The sequence below is a fragment of the Phenylobacterium sp. genome, from assembly GCF_035276905.1.
GTDB lineage: Bacteria > Pseudomonadota > Alphaproteobacteria > Caulobacterales > Caulobacteraceae > Phenylobacterium.
In genome coordinates this window covers 1-3,704 of the sequence record NZ_DATELG010000195.1, presented here as the reverse complement: position 1 = coordinate 3,704, position 3,704 = coordinate 1, and the positions used below count along the sequence as shown (strand labels likewise).

The window sequence follows — 3,704 nt, the reverse complement described above, 5'->3', positions numbered from 1 at the left end:
CCGGCCGGACTACGGCGCCTACCACGCGGGGTTCGAAGCGCCGGGCGGGCGGCCGTGCGGCGAGGCGACGCCGATCTACCTCTACTGGCCGAACGCGCTGGAGCGGATAGCCGCCTACAACCCGGCCATGCGGCTGGTCGTGACCCTGCGCGATCCGGTGGAGCGCGCCTGGTCGCACTGGCGCATGGAGTACGCCCGCGGCGCCGAGCTCCAGCCCTTCGCCTGGTGCATCCGCCAGGGCCGCCAGCGGCTGTTCGCCTCCGAACCGTGGGGCTTTCACCGCGAGTTCTCCTACGTCGAGCGCGGCTTCTACGCCGAGCAGCTGGCGCGGCTGTTCGAGATCTTTCCGCGCGAGCAGGCGCTGGTGATCCGCGCCGAGGACCTGCGCGCCGAGCCTGGGCCGGTGCTGAACCGGGTGCGGCGGTTCATCGGCCTCCCCGAGGCGCCGCCCCCGCCGGCGCGCGAGGTCCACGTCGGCCGGGACATCGACTACGGCGCCGAGCTCACGGCGCAGGACGTGGCCTGGCTGCGGCGGGTCTACGCCCGCGACCAGGCGCGGCTGAAGGGGCTGGTGGGGTTCGCTTACGGGTGAGGCTCAGAACTGGGTGTTCTCGCGCAGGAAGGTGTTCAGCACATTGGTCGGTCGGATGCCGTAACGCACCGTGGCGCGCTCGACACGTCCGTGCGGCGCCTCGCGGAGCGCGGCGAAGAAGTTCCGGTCTGAGGTCACGCCGGGCCCCTCTGACCAGCGCCCGAAGGCGCGAGCGGCGGCGAGCTTGTCGACCAGTAGGCAATTGGGGTCGACCAGTCCGCCCTGTGCAGCGAAACGACCCGCGTTCGGCCCGACCGAATCCCAGCGGTCCACGGCCAGCTCGCGTCCATTCGTCTCGTCGATCAGCATGCGTAGCGAGTAGGCCCAGACCTTGCCCTGGATCGCCTGCACGACGCCGCTCAGGTGGTCCGGCTCCCAGCTGTTGTCGTCGTCGAGGTAGGCCACGTAGCGGCTGTTGGCCATGAAGCTGAGAATGGCCCGAAGCGAGCCGCCGTCGGTGGCCGGATGCACCCCGCCATGGCGGATCGAAGTCGAATAGGGAAGCGCCAGCACCAGAGCCGACACGTGGTCCGGCCGCTGCTCGAGGGCCGCCTCCAGATGCGTCGGCGCTTCGGCCGCCTTATCCACGCCGATCAGCAGCTGAATGCGCCCAGCAAAGTTCTGCCGGAACACCGACTCCACGGCGACCGCCACGCACGGCCGAAGAATCGTCGGCATGACGACCGCCACCTCGACGGGCGCCTGCGGATCACCAGCGTCGGGATAATGGCGGCCGATGGGCGCGGACGGTGGGCTCACGAGCTAAGCTTCCGGATATAGAGCTGATAGAGCGGCGCGCCGACCACCGAGATCTTGCGCTGGTAGATGTTGACGAAGGCGTCGATCGCCGGCTTCGGCAGCTGGTAGAAGTCCTGCTTCCCCGCCCCGTCCATCGACCAGAGATAGTCATCGAAGACCAGCAGCCCGCCGGGCCGCAGCAGCATGAAGGCCAGCACGGCGTCGGACAGCACGTCCGGAGCCTGATGTGAGCCGTCGACGTAGATCAGGTCGAAGCTTTCGTGCCGTTCTTCGGCCAACAGCTTGACCAGGGCGGCCGACGACAGCGACTTGTGCTTGTGAAAATTCACCGCATGCGGCGCGCCGTCGCGAGCTATCGCAATGTTGCGGTCGAACCGCTGCTCGACAAGCGGCATTGCATCAGTGTCGTGCTCGACCCCGCCCTCCCAGGTGTCGATGCAATGCAGCTCGATATCGCGCTCTGCGGCGCAGGTCTGGATCAGGAAGCAGGCCGCACGACCTTCGTACGAGCCGATCTCCAGGATGCGGGACGGCGGAAAGCGCTTCAGCAATTCCGTCCAGACCGATGCGAAGCGGCTGAACCAATCCGTCGTGAACTCATAGTTGTCCGCCAATTCGCCCTCCTCGGCTCACGCGGCACTGATAGGGGCGGCCAGTTCGTATGACCAGGGCCGGACAGCGCCGCGGCCCTGACGCTGGACGCCGAACTATGGCTCGACAGCCCAAGGCTGAAATCCAGGCGCTGCTCGCTGTAAGTTGAAGAGCGCCCGACGCCATTGCGCTTTGCCGAACTGTCACTTTCGGTTAAGCTTTGACGTCAGCCTAGCTCTCCATGGCTGTGTCGCTTTGGCCGGGCGGTGAACTGTGAGGTTCGCCGCCCGGTCTTTGCTTTCTGGGGCCGGCGCTCAGTCGTCGGGCGTGAGCACCAGCGCGCCGAAGCGCGCCATCCACAACAGGCCGCGCTGCATGAAGGCCCGGTCGCCGGGGCCGTAGGGCGCCACCGCCTGCGCCACGGTGACGGGGCCGGACTGCTCGAGCCGCTGGAACAGCGCGCCCAGCGCCTCGAGGTTCGGCCGGTGCAGATTGGAATAGGCCGCAAGCGGCGAGGTAAGCACCGCGGAGGCGTCCGCCCAGGTCATGCCGGGCGGCACGCCGACCCGCCAGGCCGGCTGCAGGCGCCGCGTCGGATAGCTGGCGAACAGGGTAAAGGGATCGGGCCGGAACGGATTGCCGGCGCCCGCCGCGACGACCGGGGCGGCGCGGCGGCGGGCGTCCTGCTCGGCCCAGAGCGCCTGGTATTGCGGGATGATCGCCGACCAGTCGAAGACCTGCTCGGCGCGGCCCCGGGCGGCCGCCCCCATGCGGCGGCGCAGGTCGGGGTTCTCGGCGAGGTCGACGATCGCCTGGGCCGCGGCGGCGAGGTCGATCGCCGTGTACTGCGCCGCCCCCCCGACATAGGCCTCGTAGTTGATGGCGTTGTCGGCGAAGGCGTAGGCGATGTCGCCGCCGTCGCCCGGCCGCGGGGCGTAGGTGGGAATGCGGAACCCATCGACGCCATGGCGCACGGTGTCGCGGTAACCATCCCAGTCGGTGACCACGCAAGGCAGGCCCGCAGCCATGGCCTCGATCGGCGTGAGGCCGAATGTCTCCTGGATGTTGTCGGAGAAGCTGATGAAGACGTCGGCGACCGACCAGATCGAGAAGCGGACGTCGGCGGGACGGCCGTCGACGTGGCGGTAGAGGACCGACGGGCAGAGCGCGCTCGACCAGTTATGGTGATCCTCCTCCGCCCGCTCCGAGCCGCTCCAGCCGGAGTTGACCCAGCAGATCGGCCGCGAGGTGCGCTTGGCCGCCTGTTCCAAGGCCAGCGCCATCAGCGCCGGGTTCATCTTGGCGCGGGCGTTGAAGCGGCCGACATAGAGCGCGACGACCGCGTCGTCGGGGATCTCCAGCCGCTCGCGCCAAGCCTTGCGGCTGGCCTCGTTCACCGCGAAATCCGCGACGTTGATGCCGAGCGGGATCGTCACCCGCTGCGGCTCCGGCCGGCGGCGGGGGCCGTATTCCTGGGCGAGGTAGGCCCGGACGCCGTCGAGCTGCACCTCGACCGAGGCGCGGACCGCCTCGGAGGTGCAGATCAGGGCGTCGTAGTCATGCAGCGGCGCGAGCAGCAGCTCGGACATGCTCTGCATGACCGCGGCCGAGGCCGTGGTGTGGGTCAGGCCGGAGATGGCGTAGGCCTGCTCGCCGACCGCCCGGCGCAGCCAGGCTTCGCCGCCGATGCCCGGCACCGGCAGGCTCAGCACGCCGATCTCACCGATTCGGCGGCGGCTTGGGTGCCAGGCGAGCGGTTTGG

General features: G+C 69.2%; 4 protein-coding genes. 1 reads left to right on the top strand and 3 read right to left on the bottom strand.

The annotated features are described in order from the left end of the window. Window positions 1-592 (top strand): sulfotransferase domain-containing protein (locus tag VJS38_RS09155; protein WP_324087844.1); only part of this gene is annotated, 592 nt, incomplete at its 5' end. Between the two features lie 3 nt (window positions 593-595). Here the strand turns inward: VJS38_RS09155 and VJS38_RS09150 are convergent. The 3 genes from VJS38_RS09150 to VJS38_RS09140 form a co-directional block, all read right to left on the bottom strand. Beyond that, complete coding sequence (locus VJS38_RS09150; protein ID WP_324087843.1) at window positions 596-1,351, bottom strand: hypothetical protein; 756 nt, start codon at window positions 1,349-1,351, stop codon at window positions 596-598. Continuing rightward, on the bottom strand, window positions 1,348-1,965 hold the full coding sequence (locus VJS38_RS09145; protein WP_324087842.1) for a class I SAM-dependent methyltransferase: 618 nt from the start codon (window positions 1,963-1,965) through the stop codon (window positions 1,348-1,350). Before VJS38_RS09145 ends, VJS38_RS09150 begins: the two co-directional genes overlap by 4 nt. A 291-nt stretch (window positions 1,966-2,256) precedes the next feature. Beyond that, window positions 2,257-3,704 (bottom strand): glycosyltransferase family 4 protein (locus VJS38_RS09140; RefSeq protein ID WP_324087841.1); only part of this gene is annotated, 1,448 nt, incomplete at its 5' end.